We start from the raw sequence: 15043 nt of genomic DNA on the forward strand, positions 1-15043 counted from the left end.
CCTCGCTCCTACAGGGGTTGGGTGGTGTTCGCGGAAGGTGTGTTCGACACGAATCCACTGTGGGAGCGGGCTTGCTCGCGAAGGCGGTGGGTCAGTCGACAGCAATGCTGAATGTGCCGACGCCTTCGCGGGCAAGCCTCGCTCCTACAGGGGTTGGGTGGTGTTCGCGAAAGGTGTGTTCGACACGAATCCACTGTGGGAACGGGCTTGCTCGCGAAGGCGGTGGGTCAGCCAACATCAATGCTGAATGTGCCGGCCTCTTCGCGGGCAAGCCTCGCTCCTACAGGGTTTCGCATAAGCGCCGTGCTTCGTAGTGCCTGGCCTTCTGGCAGTTGGGTTCTACGCTAAAGAGTCCGGATCACGCCGATCAGGCCTTTTTAACGGAGAGACCTATGCCCCGTCGCTTGCTTGCTGCTTTCTGCCTGCTGCTGTCATTCAACGCGGCTCACGCCGTTGAACGCTGGGAAACACTGCCGGACACCCCCGCTCCAATCACCAGCGCCAAAACCGGTCGCGCCGACGTCAATGGCATCAAGCTCTATTACTCAATCACCGGCCATGGCTCTCCTGTCGTGCTACTGCACGGCGGCCTGGCCAACTCCGATTACTGGGGTAACCAGGTCAAGGCTCTCTCGACGAAGCACACCGTCATCACCCTCGACAGCCGTGGCCATGGGCGTAGCTCGCGAGATGCGCGACCTTACGGTTATGACTTGATGGCGGACGACGTCATCGCGGTGCTCGACAAGCTGAAGATCGAGCGTGCCGACTTCGTGGGCTGGAGTGACGGCGCGATTCTCGGGCTGGATCTGGCGATGCGCTATCCGCAGCGCGTCGGCAAGGTATTCGCCTTCGCCGCCAACACCCAGACCTCGGGGGTTAAGGAAGGCGTCGAGAAAAATCCGACCTTCGCCGCCTACATCGAACGCGCCGGCAAGGAATACGCGAAGCTGTCGCCGACGCCCAAGGAATACGATGCGTTCGTCGAGCAAATCAGCCACATGTGGGCGAGCCAACCGAACTGGACCAGCGAAGACCTGGCGAAAATCAAAAGCCCGGTACTGATCGTTGACGGCGACCATGACGAGGCGATCAAACGCGAACACACCGAATACATGGCCTCGGCCATCCCCGGCGCCGGCCTGCTGATCCTGCCGAATGTCAGCCATTTCGCGTTTATCCAGGACCCGGCGTTTTTCAATGCGTCGGTGCAGAGCTTCCTGGATGAAAAATAATCACTGACAGCACCGAATCCACTTGTAGGAGCGAGGCTCGCCCGCGAAGGCGTTGGCACATCCAACATCAATGCTGAATGTGCTGACGTCTTCGCGGGCAAGCCTCGCTCCTACAGGGGTTGGGTGGTGTTCGCGGCGGGTGTGTTTGGCGCAGATCCACTGTGGGAGCGAGCTTGCTCGCGAAGAGGGAGTGTCAGACGACATCATCATCGACTGACACGACGCCTTCGCGAGCAAGCCCGCTCCCACAGGGAGTTTTTGTGTGAATCCTGAAACAACAAACCCGGCACATGGCCGGGTTTGTTGTTGCTGCGCTCTGCGTTTATTTCACGCTTGAGTTGGCAGTCTGCAGCGCGTGTTGCGCGCTGCGCTTGTTCTTGATGCCGTAGCAGATCCACATGAACGCAACCCACACCGGGATCGCGTACACCGAGATCTGGATCCCCGGAATCAGCAGCATCACGCACAGGATGAACGCCACGAACGCCAGGCAGATGTAGTTCCCGTACGGGTACCACAGGGCCTTGAACAGCGGCGTTTGTTGGGTCTTGTTCATGTGCTGGCGGAACTTGAAGTGCGAGAAGCTGATCATCGCCCAGTTGATCACCAGGGTAGCCACCACCAGCGACATCAACAGTTCCAGCGCGTTTTGCGGGATCAGGTAGTTCAGCAGTACGGCGATCAATGTCACCGCCGCCGACGCCAGGATCGAACGTACCGGCACGCCGCGCTTGTCGATCTTCGCCAGCGCTTTTGGCGCATCGCCCTGTTCGGCCATGCCCAGCAGCATGCGGCTGTTGCAGTAAGTGCCGCTGTTGTACACCGACAACGCTGCGGTCAGGACCACGAAGTTGAGGATGTGCGCAGCGGTGCTGCTGCCGAGCATCGAGAACACTTGCACGAACGGGCTGCCGCTGTAGGAATCGCCGGACGCGTTGAGGGTTGCCAGCAGGCTGTCCCATGGCGTCAGCGACAGCAGGATGACCAGGGCGCCGATGTAGAAAATCAGGATCCGGTAGATCACTTGGTTAATGGCTTTCGGGATCACGGTTTTCGGCTTGTCGGCTTCGGCTGCGGTGAAACCGAGCATTTCCAGGCCACCGAAAGAGAACATGATGATCGCCATCGCCATCACCAGACCGCTGACGCCGTTCGGGAAGAAGCCGCCGTGGGACCACAGGTTGCTCACCGAGGCTTGCGGGCCGCCATTACCGCTGACCAGCAAATAGCTGCCCAGAGCAATCATGCCAACGATCGCCACGACCTTGATGATCGCGAACCAGAACTCGGCCTCACCGAAGACTTTGACGTTAGCCAGGTTGATCAGATTGATCAGTACGAAGAAACCGGCAGCCGAAACCCAGGTCGGGATATCCGGGGCCCAGTAGTGGATGTACTTGCCGACCGCAGTCAGCTCCGACATGCCCACCAGGATGTACAGGATCCAGCAGTTCCAGCCCGACAGGAAACCGGCGAAACCGCCCCAGTACTTGTGTGCAAAGTGGCTGAAGGAACCGGCGACCGGCTCCTCGACGATCATTTCGCCGAGCTGGCGCATGATCATGAATGCAATGAAGCCGCAGATGGCGTAGCCGAGGATCATCGACGGGCCGGCGGATTTGAGGACGCCCGCCGAGCCGAGGAACAGCCCGGTACCGATCGCGCCACCGAGGGCAATCAGTTGAATATGGCGATTTTTCAGGCCGCGTTTCAGCTCGCCTGAATGCGAGTTTTGTCCACTCATGAAAAGGGTCTCACGCAAGGTTTGATGATGTTCAGTAGACGTTGCTGCTCGGTTGCAATTTCAAGCAGCGCCGATCAAACCCCAGCGCAAGCACCAGGAGTTCAGCGTATTAACAACGGTCATGCGTCACCTGTTTGTTTTTATCTGTGACGAAATCGAACCCGACACGCTTGTGGCGCGGCGGAGTGAACAAGACGGGTAGCCTTGAAATTTGCGCAGATGCGCAGGAGGTCACAGTTAAAACGCGGCGCATTGTACACCGCTAACCCCCTGCTGCCAGACACCGCTGAATCAGCGCGTCGGTCGCCGGGATTGCCTGTGTCCGCCTCGGGGGTGCCGGGCGGCTGCAAATAAGAAGTCAGACCTTTGCAGGTCATCGACGCAAGCCAGCAAAAAACCGGCCCACGGGGAGAGATGGAGATGAGTCACGGCGTTCATTGCGCCTCCTTCTTGTTATGCACCTGCACGGCAGGCATGGGGCGCATCTCACCCTTCCTACGTCGCTGAAACAAGCACGCCAGAGCCTTTCGCGATCGTCCGTGAACGGCGATGCGGAAGGTTTTCCTTACAACCTTAAAAATTGGCGTAATCCATGGATGTTGACGGTGGATTTCGTAAATTGCCCGTTACACGCCGTAACGAAAACTTGCCAAATCAGATCTTTCCGCAGGCTGACTGCAAATTGACGTTAGGAAGCTTCCTAAGGAAAAGGTCGAGTCAGTTTTCTGTTTTTTATAAAGAAATTCGCGCTCAAAAAATGGAATAAAAAATTCAAACAAATCTTATTTAATTATTTTTTTGCATTCCAAAACCCTGTGAACTAGGTTTTCAGCGACTTGCCGGACCGCATCAATCGACAAGTTGGCGAGTTATTCACTGATTGAAAAACACGCCGCTGTTCCTATTCAACAGTCGTAAAAGTCATCTGGGAGATTCACTTATGCAACTGGACAAAGACTTGGAAACTGAACTGCAACTGGACGATTGGTTTGAAGCGCCGACCCATGAAGCCGCCGTTGAAATGATGCAAGCCGACGCGGTTGTTCCGTTCGGCACGGCGATGTGGCCTCTGTAAGCCACTCCGGCGGGCACGATCCGGCCGGTTGTGCCTGCCACATTTGCTCGGTTTGTCAGGGAGGACTACATGGATAAGCAACGCGCTATCTCGCATTTCCTTTACTACCTCGAACAACACCCGGCCCTTGTCGGCATCAACCCGGCGAAGGTTCTGCTCGGCCACACCGCCGATTACGAGGCACTGACCGGCGCCATCGCCGAACAGGCCAGTAACAGCTCACCGTTCAGTTTCAGCGCCATGCGCCTGGATCTGGAACCCACGGATTTTCTGGCCCAGGCAATTGCCGACAGCGATCTGTACATTTTCTTCTACGACTCTTCCATCCTGCCCAACCCACGCCCCGAAGGCCCGGAATTCCTCCGCGCACTGCAAGGGGTGATGGCGCAAAACTGGAAGAAGTCGCTGCTGTTCAAGGATTACGGCGATTACTTCTACGACACCTTCAGTGTCACCCCGCAGCGCATTGCCGGGCTGAACAGCCACTTGATCCAGCGCATGTCCCACGCGACAACGCTCAGCTTCAAAGATGAGCATGGCTCGTGGTTTGAAACACCGCTGAGCAGTATCAAGAAGTGGACTGACATCAACGGTGTCGGCAACTTCGATCTGGCCCCCGGCGAGATTGCCACCCACAGCGAGGAAATCAATGGCCGGGTGAAGTTCATGGGGACGTTCCTCAGCACCATCCCGTTTGCCCGCAAGTACGGTGTGCTGGAGTCACCGCTGGAGTTATGGATCGAGAACTCGACCATCAGCAGAATCGCCACGGACGTGCCAGGGCTGGAACATGACTTCAACAAATACCTGGATGCCAATCCGTCGAACCGACGGATCGAAGAGTTGGGCATTGGCACCAACGAAGGCGTGAAGGATCTGTATGCGCGCAACGCCGGGTTCGAGGAGCGCCATTGCGGCTTGCACCTGGGATTGGGCGGCGGGGCCAAGGGCAGCCATCACCTGGACCTGATCTTCTCCGGTGGCGTGTTGGCGCTGGATGATGAGCCGGTGTTTGATGGGCGGTTTGTCTTTTAGGGTTTAACCCGGCCGACGCCTTCGCGGGCAAGCCTCGCTCCTACAGGTATTACGTCGCCCTTGTAGGAGCGAGGCTCGCCCGCGAAGAGGCCCGAACATTCACCCCATCACTGAAGCCAGACCAAAAAAAACGCCAACCCTAAGGTTGGCGTTTTTCACTTGCAGCTTGCAGCTTGAAACTTACCGCTGCTTCACTCAGGCTTGCGACGACCAAAGCCCGGACGCTGGCCCGATCCAGCTGGCGCGCCACGGCGTTTGCCCGATGGCGTGTCCTTGTCGACCAAAACGATGCCTGGGCGTTTCTTCCCGACTGGCTTGGCCGGGCGCTTGGTATCGGCCGGACGATCCGCCACTGGCGTACCGCGACTCGAATCACCACGAGGAGCACCGCGATCGCTACGACCACCGCTTGGCGCACCACGGCCTTCACCGCGCTCGGTGCGACCGTTGGCCGGACGTGGCGTGCGTGGACCGCGCTCGCCATCAGCGCGTGGCGCTGCTGGTTTGCGGGCTGGACGCTCGCCTTCGATTTGCGGTTCACGGGAGTCACGCGGCGTAGCAGCGGTCTGGTTGCCGATGGCTGGACGCAACGAACGCACGCGCTCGGTCTTGCCCATCGGACGCGACGATTTACGCTGCATGCGATCGAGCTTGTCTTTGCTCTTGGCGTTCATCTGCGGCATGGCCACAGGCGTCAGGCCCACTTCAGCACTCAGAATGTCGACTTCGTACTGGCTCATTTCGCGCCAGCGACCCATCGGCAGGTCGGAGTTGAGGAACACCGGACCGAAACGCACGCGCTTCAGACGGCTAACCACCAGGCCTTGGGATTCCCACAAGCGACGAACTTCGCGGTTGCGACCTTCCATCACCACGCAGTGATACCAGTGGTTGAAACCTTCGCCACCTGGGGCTTGCTTGATGTCGGTGAACTTGGCCGGGCCGTCTTCGAGGACGACGCCTGCTTTCAAGCGCTCGATCATCTCGTCATCGACTTCGCCACGCACACGTACCGCGTATTCACGGTCCATCTCGTAGGAAGGGTGCATCAGGCGGTTAGCCAGTTCGCCGTCAGTGGTGAACATCAGCAGACCGGTGGTGTTGATGTCCAGACGACCGATGTTGATCCAGCGACCTTCTTTTGGTTTCGGCATTTTGTCGAAAACGGTTGGACGGCCTTCCGGGTCGAGGCGGGTGCAGATTTCGCCGTCGGGCTTGTTGTACATGATCACGCGGCGTACCGACTCGGCGGCTTCTTCGCGCTTGATCACCTTGCCATCGATGGTGATGGCGTCGTGCATGTCGACGCGCTGCCCGAGGGTGGCGTCTTTGCCATTGACCTTGATGCGGCCGTGGCTGATCCAGGCTTCCACGTCACGGCGCGAGCCGACGCCGATACGGGCGAGGACTTTCTGCAGTTTTTCGCCTGCTGGGCCGATTTCCTGGTCGTCTTTCTGGTCGTTGATACTCATCTGGGCACCTCCCGGTGTGGTCTGTTCAGGCCTGGCCTGAAGCGATGTAAAACTGGTTCTCGGGCGAAGGGATCGCCGGAGGGTCGCGAATCATACGCTCATGCAAGCGTTCGCGCATCAGAGACTAGCTGATGAATGGTGACTTACTTGTGTTTCCGCCGACCGGTGGCACCGAGTTTGATCAGGCGCAACGCCGCTTCGGCGAGCACAGTGCGCTTGTCGGCCTTGTCGAGCTTCTTCCAGGCCTTGATTTCACGCTTGCTGCGGCCGCAGCCGAGGCAGATGTCGTCGGTGAATTTGCAGACGCTGATGCAGGGGTCTTTGGTTGAGCTCATCAATTACTCCTGTGAACGCGCTTCCTGTAGGAGCGAAGCTTGCTCGCGAAAGCGGTGTGTCTGACCCATCGATGCTGGATGGGCCGCCGTCTTCGCGAGCAAGCTTCGCTCCTACAGAGGGACGGAGGTGCACACGTTTTTTGAGAACATCACAAATCCACTGTGGGAGCGGGCTTGCTCGCGAATGCGCAGTGTCAGGCGATATCTGTGTTGAATGATAAGCCACCTTCGCGAGCAAGCCCGCTCCCACAAGGGGATCTGAGTTGACCGTGGGTTTTGGGTCAGTCGTCGAATTCGCGGCGTTCGGCTTCGATTGCTTCGGCCAGGGCGCGGGCTTCGGCTTCTTCGTCGCTCAACTCGGGCTCGGGCTCGGGTTTGTGCAGTTCGAGGGCAGCGACGGCGGCCAGCAGTTTTTCGCGCGCTTCGGCGACACCGAGCACATCGTCTTCCAGCTCTGCTTCCGGTTCTTCTTCGATTGTGGCTTCAGGCTCAGGATGAAGTTCAACTTCAATCTCCGGCGCGGGTTCCGGCTGTTCCAAAACCTCGTCAGTCTCAGTCACCGCCCCGTCGCGCAACAAATCGTCGAAGTCGGTCTTGATCCCCTGCTCCATGTCATCCAGTTCCAGCAACAGCGTGTGGAAACTGGTTTCTTCCTTGGGTTCTTCCGGCTCGGCGCTGGCGTCGGCCAGTTCCTGTAACCCGGCCGGGACCGGCGCGTCGTCGAAGTCGAGCACCGGGTCAGGTTCCATCTCCCGCAGTTCGGCCAGCGGCGGCAGGTCGTCGAGGTTCTTCAGGTTGAAGTGATCGAGAAACACCTTGGTGGTGGCGAACATCGCCGGTTTGCCCGGCACATCGCGGTAGCCGACGATGCGAATCCACTCGCGCTCCAGCAACGTCTTGACGATGTGGCTGTTGACCGCCACACCCCGCACGTCTTCGATCTCGCCCCGGGTGATCGGCTGGCGATAGGCGATCAACGCCATGGTTTCGAGCATGGCGCGGGAATAACGCTGCGGGCGTTCTTCCCACAAACGGCCGACCCACGGCGAAAACTTCTCGCGAATCTGCAAGCGATAGCCGGAGGCGACTTCCTTCAGTTCGAAGGCGCGGCCGTCGCAGGACTTGGCCAGGATCGTCAGGGCTTTCTTGAAGACCGGCGGCTCCGGCCGCTCGCCCTCTTCGAAGAGTTCGAACAGGCGTTCAAGCGATTGCGGTTTTCCCGAGGCCAACAGAAAGGCTTCAAGCAGTGGAGCCAGCTCGCGGGGTTCAGTCAGGTTCATGATTCAACTCGTTATTCGGCTCGGGCCCGCACATGGATCGGCGCGAACGCCTCATTCTGCACCAGCTCGACCAAGGATTCCTTGACCAGTTCGAGGATCGCCATGAAGGTCACCACCACCCCCAGTCGTCCTTCCTCTGCGGTGAACAGCTCGACAAAGGGCACGAAACCGCCGCCCTTGAGCCGTTCCAGCACATCGCTCATGCGCTCGCGGGTGGACAACGCCTCGCGGCTGACCTGGTGACTTTCGAACATGTCGCCACGGCGCAGGACCTCGGCCATGGACATCAGCAATTCTTCCAGACTCACGTCCGGCAACAGCTTGCGCGCCCGGGCCTCCGGGGCGTCGAGCTTAGGCACCACCACATCACGGCCAACCCGGCTCAGGCCATCGATGCCTTCGGCAGCAGCCTTGAAGCGTTCGTATTCCTGCAAGCGGCGAATCAGTTCGGCGCGCGGATCGTCTTCTTCAGCCTCGATGGTTTCCGCGCGTGGCAGCAGCATCCGCGATTTGATCTCGGCCAGCATCGCGGCCATTACCAAATACTCGGCGGCCAGTTCCAGGCGCACCGACTGCATCAACTCGACGTAACCCATGTATTGGCGGGTGATTTCCGCCACCGGGATGTCGAGGATGTTGATGTTCTGTTTGCGGATCAGGTACAGCAGCAGGTCGAGGGGGCCTTCGAAGGCTTCGAGGAACACCTCGAGCGCGTCCGGCGGGATGTACAGGTCCAGCGGCATTTCCATGACCGCCTGGCCATAGACCATGGCGAAGGGCAGCTCTTGCTGGGCTCCGGCCTGACTGTCGACGGGTTCTACTGCAGACATCTACGCCTCGGCCATAAACGGCGTCGGGTCACCGCAACCGACGCGGATCACTTCAGGTTCGCCGTCGGCCAGGTTGATCACCGTGGACGCCTTGATCCCACCGAAACCGCCGTCGATGATCAGGTCCACCTGATGCTCCAGCAACTGGCGCATTTCGTGGGGATCGCTCAGCGGATCGGTGTCACCGGGCATGATCAGGGTCACGCTCATCAGCGGCTCACCCAGCTCGGCCAGCAACGCCAGGGCGATCGGATGGCTCGGCACCCGCAGGCCGATGGTGCGTTTCTTGGCATGCAGCAACAGGCGCGGCACTTCACGCGTGGCGTTGAGGATAAACGTATAAGGCCCAGGTAAATGGGCCTTGAGGATGCGGAAAGTGCCGGTGTCGATCTTGGCGAACAGCCCCAGTTGCGACAGGTCACTGCAGATCAACGCGAAGTTGTGCTTGTCGTCGAGCTGACGCAAGCGGCGTACGCGCTCCACGGCGTTCTTGTCGCCAATCTGGCAACCAATGGCGTAGGACGAGTCTGTGGGATAAATCACCACCCCGCCTTTGCGGATGATCTCGACTGCCTGTTTGATCAGGCGCGCTTGCGGGTTTTCCGGATGAATCTGGAAAAATTGACTCACATTCTCTACCTGTTCAGACGGCGGCAATAATTGGGTCATGTTTGAATCGACACCATAACGGTGGCAGATCCTCCGGAACCGGGCGGTATTCACCGATTTCCGACCAGCCTCCAGGGCCATGAAAATCACTGCCGGCGCTGACCAGCAGACCGAACTCGCGGGCAAGAATGGCCAGACTGCCGACCTGTTCGGCGGGCTGATGGCCATTGACCACTTCGATAGCGTGGCCCCCTGCTTGAATATAGTCGGCAATCAGGCGACGACGCTTGCTGCGAGTGAAATCGTAGTGCCACGGATGCGCCAGGCTGACCCAGGCACCGGCGGCACGCAGGGTGGCGACGGTGTCTTCCAGGGTCGGCCAGTGTTGCTTGACGTCACCCAGCTTGCCGGCGCCCAGCCATTTGCGGAACGCTTCGGCGCGATCCTTGACGAAACCTTCGCGCACCATCCAGTCGGCAAAATGCGGACGGGCCGGCGCGTTACCGCTGTCGCCGAGCGCCTGTTGCATCTCGCGAGCACCGTCCATCGCGCCTGGCATACCTTTGAGCGCCAGTTTGCGGCTTATTTCTTCGGACCGTAGCCAACGGCCATCGTGCAATTTGGCGATTGCCTCGACCAACGGTACGGCATTCACGTCGAAACCGTAGCCGAGTACATGAATGGTCGCGCCGCCCCAGGTGCAGGACAATTCGACGCCGTTGACCAGTTGCATCCCCAACGCCGTAGCGGCGCTGCGGGCCTCATCGAGGCCTTCGAGGGTGTCGTGATCGGTCAAGGCCAGGACTCGCACGCCTTTCTCGAACGCACGCGCAACCAGTACCGCAGGCGCCAGGGCGCCATCGGAGGCCGTGCTATGGCAGTGCAAATCAACATTCACAGGGCTTTGTAACCTCAAATCAGCTGGCGCTATCGCGCGCCAATATGTTTGTTATTATGCCGACACATCCTGCTTCTGGCTGCCACTGTGAAACAATTCATCGACTTCATCCCGCTTCTGCTGTTTTTCATTGTCTTCAAAATCGATCCACGGGTCGTCGACATTGCCGGTCATGAGGTCACTGTAGGCGGTATTTACAGCGCCACCGCCATGCTGATCATCAGCTCGCTGGTGGTGTACGGCACATTGTTCATCAAGCAGCGCAAGCTGGAGAAGAGCCAGTGGCTGACCCTCATCGCCTGCCTGGTCTTCGGTAGCCTGACCCTGGCGTTCCACAGCGAGACCTTCCTGAAATGGAAAGCCCCGGTGGTCAACTGGCTGTTTGCCCTGGCCTTCATTGGCAGCCACTTCATCGGCGACCAACTGCTGATCAAGCGCATCATGGGCCACGCGCTGGCCCTGCCGGATCAAGTCTGGACCCGCCTGAACATCGCCTGGATCGGGTTTTTCCTGTTCTGCGGTGCCGCCAACCTGTTCGTCGCGTTCACCTTCCAGGACTACTGGGTCGACTTCAAAGTCTTCGGCAGTCTGGGCATGACGCTGCTGTTCCTGGTCGCACAGGGCATCTACCTGTCCCGCCACCTGCATGACGCCGATACCACTACGCCAAAAACCGAGGACTGACATGCTTTATGCAATCGTTGCTACAGACGTCGCCAACTCCCTGGAAGCTCGCCTGGCCGCACGCCCGGCGCACCTCGAGCGCCTGCAAGTGCTCAAGGGCGAAGGCCGCATCGTATTGGCCGGCCCTAACCCTGCCGTTGACAGCAATGACCCGGGCGCCGCTGGTTTTACTGGCAGCCTGATCGTTGCCGAATTCGAATCCTTGACCGCCGCGCAGGCCTGGGCTGATGCCGACCCGTATATCGCCGCAGGCGTCTACGCCAACGTTTCCGTGAAGCCGTTCAAGCAAGTCCTGCCGTAAATTTCCCCCACGCGATGAACCTTGTCGGTTCATCGCGCTCTCAATCGCTCATTATTCTCGTTTGCCTGCCGACAACTTGCCCAATAACTCGATTGGAATCAGGAGTCGTGATGCGCAAGGGTCCGTTGTGTCTGATGTTGGTGACGTTGTCGATCGTGGCTCCCGCACACGGTGAAGAGGCTGCCACTGGCAGCAATTCCACGCCGCTGTCCTTGAGCGCCGGCAGCCAGATCGCCGAGTTGCAGCAACGCTTGAAAGTCAGCGAGCAGCAACGAGAAGAACTGAACAAACAACTGCAAAATGCCGATGCCGAGCGCGAAAGCGCCCAATTGGCCCGGTTGCGCCAAGAGAACCAGCGCCTGAAGCTGCAACTCAAGGAAGCCCTGGCCAACGGTCCGCTACCGCGCCTGCTGACAGATCAGCAGCAATGGTTCGTCACCGGAGGCGGAGTAGCGCTATTGGCCCTGCTCTGCGGTATCTTTGCCAGTGGAGCAAGTCGAAAACGTCGGCAATGGCTAAATTGAGTGAGTCATGAGCGAGCTGTTATTAATTGATGATGACCAGGAGCTGTGTGAGCTCCTGAGCAGTTGGTTGAGCCAGGAAGGTTTTGTGGTCCGTGCCTGTCACGACGGCCAGAGTGCCCGCCGTGCGCTGGCCGAAACCTCCCCCGCCGCCGTGGTGCTGGACGTGATGCTGCCAGATGGCAGTGGCCTGGAATTGCTCAAGCAACTGCGCAACGACCATCCGGACTTGCCCGTGCTGATGCTCTCGGCCCGGGGCGAACCTCTGGACCGCATCCTCGGCCTGGAACTCGGCGCCGACGATTACCTGGCCAAGCCCTGCGACCCGCGGGAACTGACAGCCCGACTGCGTGCCGTTTTGCGCCGCAGTCATCCGGCGGCGGTGTCCAGCCAGCTCGAACTCGGCGACCTGTGCTTCAGCCCGGTGCGTGGCGTGGTCAGCATCGATGAACAGGAATTCACCCTCACCGTCTCTGAAAGCCGCCTGCTCGAAGCCCTGATCAAGCAACCCGGCGAGCCCCTGGATAAACAGGAATTGGCGCAGATCGCCCTCGGTCGCAAACTGACCCTGTACGACCGCAGCCTGGACATGCACGTCAGCAACCTGCGCAAGAAGATCGGCCCGCACCCCGATGGCCGCCCGCGCATCGTGGCGCTGCGTAGTCGCGGTTACTACTACAGCCTCTGAACACCACCCCCTGTAGCAGCTGTCGAGCACCGCGAGGCAGCGTTCGGCGGCGAAGCCGTCGCAAAACCAGGCAACGCGGTGTGTCAGTAAAACCTCGCGTGCAGGATTGACGACGGCTTCGCCGCCGAACGCTGCCTCGCGATGCTCGACAGCTGCTACGGAGCGCGCTTCGTCTGCGAAGTGGCAGATTTGTCAGGAACGCCGAAACTCGTCTTTACCCAAGCTTTACGCTCCGCTGACCGCCGCTGACCTTGATCTCCGTAATCTGAACTCATCCGGAACGTACCGGGAACGAGACAAGGAGATTCACCATGCGCAAGACTCTTATCGCTCTGATGTTCGCCGCCGCCCTGCCGACCGTTGCCATGGCCATGCCTGAAGGTGCCGGCCCGATGGGTGGCCCACTGGACGGCCCGCGCCACGGCGGTCAGATGCATGACATGCACGGCAAAGGCCCGTACAGCCAGCTGGACCTGAGCCGTGAACAGCGTGATCAGATCCGCAAAATCATGGGCGAGCAGATGCATGATCGCAAACAACTGGTCGAGAAATACCTGGAGAAACTCTCCCCGGCTGACCAGAAAGCCATGAAAGACGAAATCGCCACCAAGCATCAGAAAGCCCAGGCCGATGTGCGCGCCGTGCTGAAACCGGATCAACAGAAGAAATTCGACGAGATCCAGAAAAAACAAGCCGAGCGCCGCGCCGAGTGGGCCGAGTTCAAGGCCTGGAAAGCGCAACAGCCGCAAAAAGCGCAATAATGCGTTAACCCCGGACCCAACGGCCAACACCGTTGGGTCTTTTGCCATTGTAGGAGCGAGCGGTGCGGCGATCCGACTTGCCCGCGAATGCGATTTAACATTTAACAAATTTGTTGATCATGAAATCGCATTCGCGGGCAAGCCTCGCTCCTACATGGGACTTGTATCTGTTTGAGGATTTTCTGTGCGCTCATTGTTCTGGCGTATTCTGGCCAGCTTCTGGCTGGCCATCGCTCTGGTTGCAGGGCTTTCGATTCTGCTGGGGCACATGCTCAACCAGGATGCGTGGATCCTCAGCCGTCATCCGGGCCTCAACACCCTGGCCGAAGAGTGGACGCAAACCTACGAAGCCCAGGGCGAAGAAGCTGCCCAGGACATCCTCGAACAACGCAAACGCCAATATCACATCGACGTCCAGGTGCTCAACGAGAGCGGCGACCCAGTGGTGCGCGGCACCTTCCCGCGTCGCGCCGCCGCATTTGAAGCGCGGCAGAACGACGATGATCGTCGCTTGCCGTGGCGCCGCCTGACCGCTGAATACACCAGCGACAAAACCGGCAACACCTACCTGCTGATCTACCGCATCCCGCACCCGGAACTGGATTCCTGGCACCGCGAAAGCCTGCTCTGGCCGTTGAGTGCGCTCGGCATTGCGCTGGTGGTACTGACCTTGTTCAGCCTGCTGGTGACGCTCTCGATCACTCGCCCACTCAGCCGTTTGCGCGGCGCGGTGCATGATCTGGGGCAAACCACTTATCAGCAGAACAGCCTGGTGAAACTGGCCAACCGCCGCGATGAGTTCGGCGTGCTCGCCAACGATTTCAACCGCATGGGTGCGCGCCTGCAAAGCCTGATCGGCAGCCAGCGGCAATTGCTGCGGGACGTGTCCCATGAATTGCGCTCGCCGCTGGCCCGATTGCGCATTGCCCTGGCCTTGGCCGAGCGGGCCAATCCTGAGGAACGGGAAAAACTCTGGCCGCGCCTGACGCGTGAGTGCGACCGACTGGAAGCGCTGATCAGCGAAATCCTGGTCTTGGCGCGAGTGGATGCGGATAACGCCAGTGCCGAAGACGTCGATCTCAATGCCTTGCTGCACACCCTGCAGAAGGACGCGCAACTGGGCTTCCCGGAACAAACCGTGCGCCTGGAAGCCGAGCCGCAGCTGAATCTCAAAGGCTGGCCGACCATGATCGAGCGCGCCGTGGACAACCTGTTGCGCAATGCCCAGCGCTTCAACCCGGTGGGTCAACCGATTGAAATGCAGGCCTCACGCCAGGGCGAACGGATGGTGGTGAGCGTGCGCGACCATGGGCCGGGGGTCGAGGCTGAACACTTGAACCTGTTGGGCGAACCGTTCTACCGCGCGCCGGGGCAAACAGCGGCCGGGCATGGCCTGGGGCTGGCCATTGCACGCCGAGCCGCAGAACGGCACGGCGGCAGCCTGGTGCTGGCCAATCACCCGGACGGCGGGTTTATCGCCAGCCTGGAATTACCGTTGGTGCCGGGGGCTGTGGTCCAGCCGTAAGCACATTTGATCGTTCCCACGCTCCGCGTGGGAATGCAGCCCGGGACGCT

Annotated in this window: 16 protein-coding genes; 9 read left to right on the top strand and 7 right to left on the bottom strand. The window is 59.6% G+C overall.

Annotated elements, in window-relative coordinates:
- Positions 1-392: 392 nt before the first annotated feature.
- Positions 393-1235: an alpha/beta fold hydrolase gene (locus ACIOYV_RS07960; RefSeq protein WP_401322663.1), complete on the top strand. Its 843-nt coding sequence runs from the start codon at positions 393-395 to the stop codon at positions 1233-1235.
- 322 nt (positions 1236-1557) lie between these two features.
- Here the strand turns inward: ACIOYV_RS07960 and ACIOYV_RS07965 are convergent, their stop codons facing one another.
- The gene (locus ACIOYV_RS07965) at positions 1558-2979 is read right to left on the bottom strand and encodes an amino acid permease (RefSeq protein WP_401322666.1); all 1422 of its coding nucleotides are present in this window, start codon (positions 2977-2979) and stop codon (positions 1558-1560) included.
- Between the two features lie 940 nt (positions 2980-3919).
- Here ACIOYV_RS07965 and ACIOYV_RS07970 point away from each other — a divergent pair.
- A complete protein-coding gene (locus ACIOYV_RS07970) occupies positions 3920-4054 on the top strand; it encodes a hypothetical protein (RefSeq protein ID WP_054049237.1) in 135 nt (44 codons plus the stop codon).
- A 69-nt stretch (positions 4055-4123) separates the two neighbouring features.
- Positions 4124-5089, top strand: a complete 966-nt coding sequence (locus tag ACIOYV_RS07975) for a leucyl aminopeptidase (RefSeq protein WP_401322669.1) — start codon at positions 4124-4126, stop codon at positions 5087-5089.
- Positions 5090-5280: 191 nt separating this feature from the next.
- Here ACIOYV_RS07975 and rluB read toward each other — a convergent pair whose 3' ends face one another.
- The 6 genes from rluB to ACIOYV_RS08005 all read right to left on the bottom strand — a co-directional run bounded on the left by rluB (position 5281) and on the right by ACIOYV_RS08005 (position 10513).
- Positions 5281-6561 carry a 23S rRNA pseudouridine(2605) synthase RluB gene (rluB, locus tag ACIOYV_RS07980; RefSeq protein WP_054049232.1) on the bottom strand — a complete coding sequence of 427 codons (1281 nt, stop codon included), beginning with the start codon at positions 6559-6561 and terminating at the stop codon, positions 5281-5283.
- Positions 6562-6704: 143 nt separating this feature from the next.
- Entirely contained in the window at positions 6705-6896 is a 192-nt protein-coding gene (locus ACIOYV_RS07985; protein ID WP_290027298.1) for a DUF1289 domain-containing protein, read from the bottom strand.
- 281 nt (positions 6897-7177) lie between these two features.
- Positions 7178-8176, bottom strand: coding sequence for an SMC-Scp complex subunit ScpB (gene scpB / locus ACIOYV_RS07990; RefSeq protein ID WP_401322672.1), 999 nt, complete (start codon positions 8174-8176; stop codon positions 7178-7180).
- An 11-nt stretch (positions 8177-8187) separates the two neighbouring features.
- A complete protein-coding gene (locus ACIOYV_RS07995; protein WP_177331463.1) occupies positions 8188-8946 on the bottom strand; it encodes a ScpA family protein in 759 nt (252 codons plus the stop codon).
- Between the two features lie 60 nt (positions 8947-9006).
- Entirely contained in the window at positions 9007-9636 is a 630-nt protein-coding gene (locus tag ACIOYV_RS08000) for an L-threonylcarbamoyladenylate synthase (RefSeq protein WP_054049612.1), read from the bottom strand.
- A gap of 13 nt (positions 9637-9649) precedes the next feature.
- Positions 9650-10513 (bottom strand): PHP domain-containing protein, encoded by an 864-nt coding sequence (locus tag ACIOYV_RS08005; RefSeq protein ID WP_054049224.1) that lies wholly within the window; start codon positions 10511-10513, stop codon positions 9650-9652.
- 87 nt (positions 10514-10600) lie between these two features.
- On the opposite strand from ACIOYV_RS08005, the gene ACIOYV_RS08010 reads away from it, so the two are divergent.
- The 6 genes from ACIOYV_RS08010 (at position 10601) to ACIOYV_RS08035 (ending at position 14993) form a co-directional block, all read left to right on the top strand.
- The gene (locus tag ACIOYV_RS08010; protein WP_163909035.1) at positions 10601-11197 is read left to right on the top strand and encodes a septation protein A; all 597 of its coding nucleotides are present in this window, start codon (positions 10601-10603) and stop codon (positions 11195-11197) included.
- Between the two features lies 1 nt (position 11198).
- Positions 11199-11498, top strand: coding sequence for a YciI family protein (locus tag ACIOYV_RS08015; protein WP_054049220.1), 300 nt, complete (start codon positions 11199-11201; stop codon positions 11496-11498).
- Positions 11499-11608: 110 nt separating this feature from the next.
- On the top strand, positions 11609-12022 hold the full coding sequence (locus ACIOYV_RS08020) for a translation initiation factor 2 (protein ID WP_163909033.1): 414 nt from the start codon (positions 11609-11611) through the stop codon (positions 12020-12022).
- 7 nt (positions 12023-12029) lie between these two features.
- On the top strand, positions 12030-12707 hold the full coding sequence (locus ACIOYV_RS08025; protein ID WP_123598925.1) for a response regulator transcription factor: 678 nt from the start codon (positions 12030-12032) through the stop codon (positions 12705-12707).
- 311 nt (positions 12708-13018) lie between these two features.
- Complete coding sequence (locus ACIOYV_RS08030) at positions 13019-13468, top strand: Spy/CpxP family protein refolding chaperone (RefSeq protein WP_290027300.1); 450 nt, start codon at positions 13019-13021, stop codon at positions 13466-13468.
- Positions 13469-13652: 184 nt separating this feature from the next.
- Positions 13653-14993 carry a HAMP domain-containing sensor histidine kinase gene (locus ACIOYV_RS08035; RefSeq protein ID WP_163909031.1) on the top strand — a complete coding sequence of 447 codons (1341 nt, stop codon included), beginning with the start codon at positions 13653-13655 and terminating at the stop codon, positions 14991-14993.
- The last annotated feature ends 50 nt before the right edge of the window (positions 14994-15043 follow it).

The sequence above is a fragment of the Pseudomonas sp. NPDC087342 genome, assembly GCF_044744265.1.
Lineage (GTDB): Bacteria > Pseudomonadota > Gammaproteobacteria > Pseudomonadales > Pseudomonadaceae > Aquipseudomonas > Aquipseudomonas nunensis.

Bases quoted from the DNA above. Each gene is read 5' to 3' on its own strand.
- ACIOYV_RS07960 (WP_401322663.1), top strand. From the start codon at position 393: ATGCCCCGTCGCTTGCTTGCTGCTTTCTGCCTGCTGCTGTCATTCAAC.
- ACIOYV_RS07965 (WP_401322666.1), bottom strand. From the start codon at position 2,979: ATGAGTGGACAAAACTCGCATTCAGGCGAGCTGAAACGCGGCCTGAAA.
- ACIOYV_RS07970 (WP_054049237.1), top strand. From the start codon at position 3,920: ATGCAACTGGACAAAGACTTGGAAACTGAACTGCAACTGGACGATTGG.
- ACIOYV_RS07975 (WP_401322669.1), top strand. From the start codon at position 4,124: ATGGATAAGCAACGCGCTATCTCGCATTTCCTTTACTACCTCGAACAA.
- rluB (WP_054049232.1), bottom strand. From the start codon at position 6,561: ATGAGTATCAACGACCAGAAAGACGACCAGGAAATCGGCCCAGCAGGC.
- ACIOYV_RS07985 (WP_290027298.1), bottom strand. From the start codon at position 6,896: ATGAGCTCAACCAAAGACCCCTGCATCAGCGTCTGCAAATTCACCGAC.
- scpB (WP_401322672.1), bottom strand. From the start codon at position 8,176: ATGAACCTGACTGAACCCCGCGAGCTGGCTCCACTGCTTGAAGCCTTT.
- ACIOYV_RS07995 (WP_177331463.1), bottom strand. From the start codon at position 8,946: ATGGTCTATGGCCAGGCGGTCATGGAAATGCCGCTGGACCTGTACATC.
- ACIOYV_RS08015 (WP_054049220.1), top strand. From the start codon at position 11,199: ATGCTTTATGCAATCGTTGCTACAGACGTCGCCAACTCCCTGGAAGCT.
- ACIOYV_RS08020 (WP_163909033.1), top strand. From the start codon at position 11,609: ATGCGCAAGGGTCCGTTGTGTCTGATGTTGGTGACGTTGTCGATCGTG.
- ACIOYV_RS08025 (WP_123598925.1), top strand. From the start codon at position 12,030: ATGAGCGAGCTGTTATTAATTGATGATGACCAGGAGCTGTGTGAGCTC.
- ACIOYV_RS08030 (WP_290027300.1), top strand. From the start codon at position 13,019: ATGCGCAAGACTCTTATCGCTCTGATGTTCGCCGCCGCCCTGCCGACC.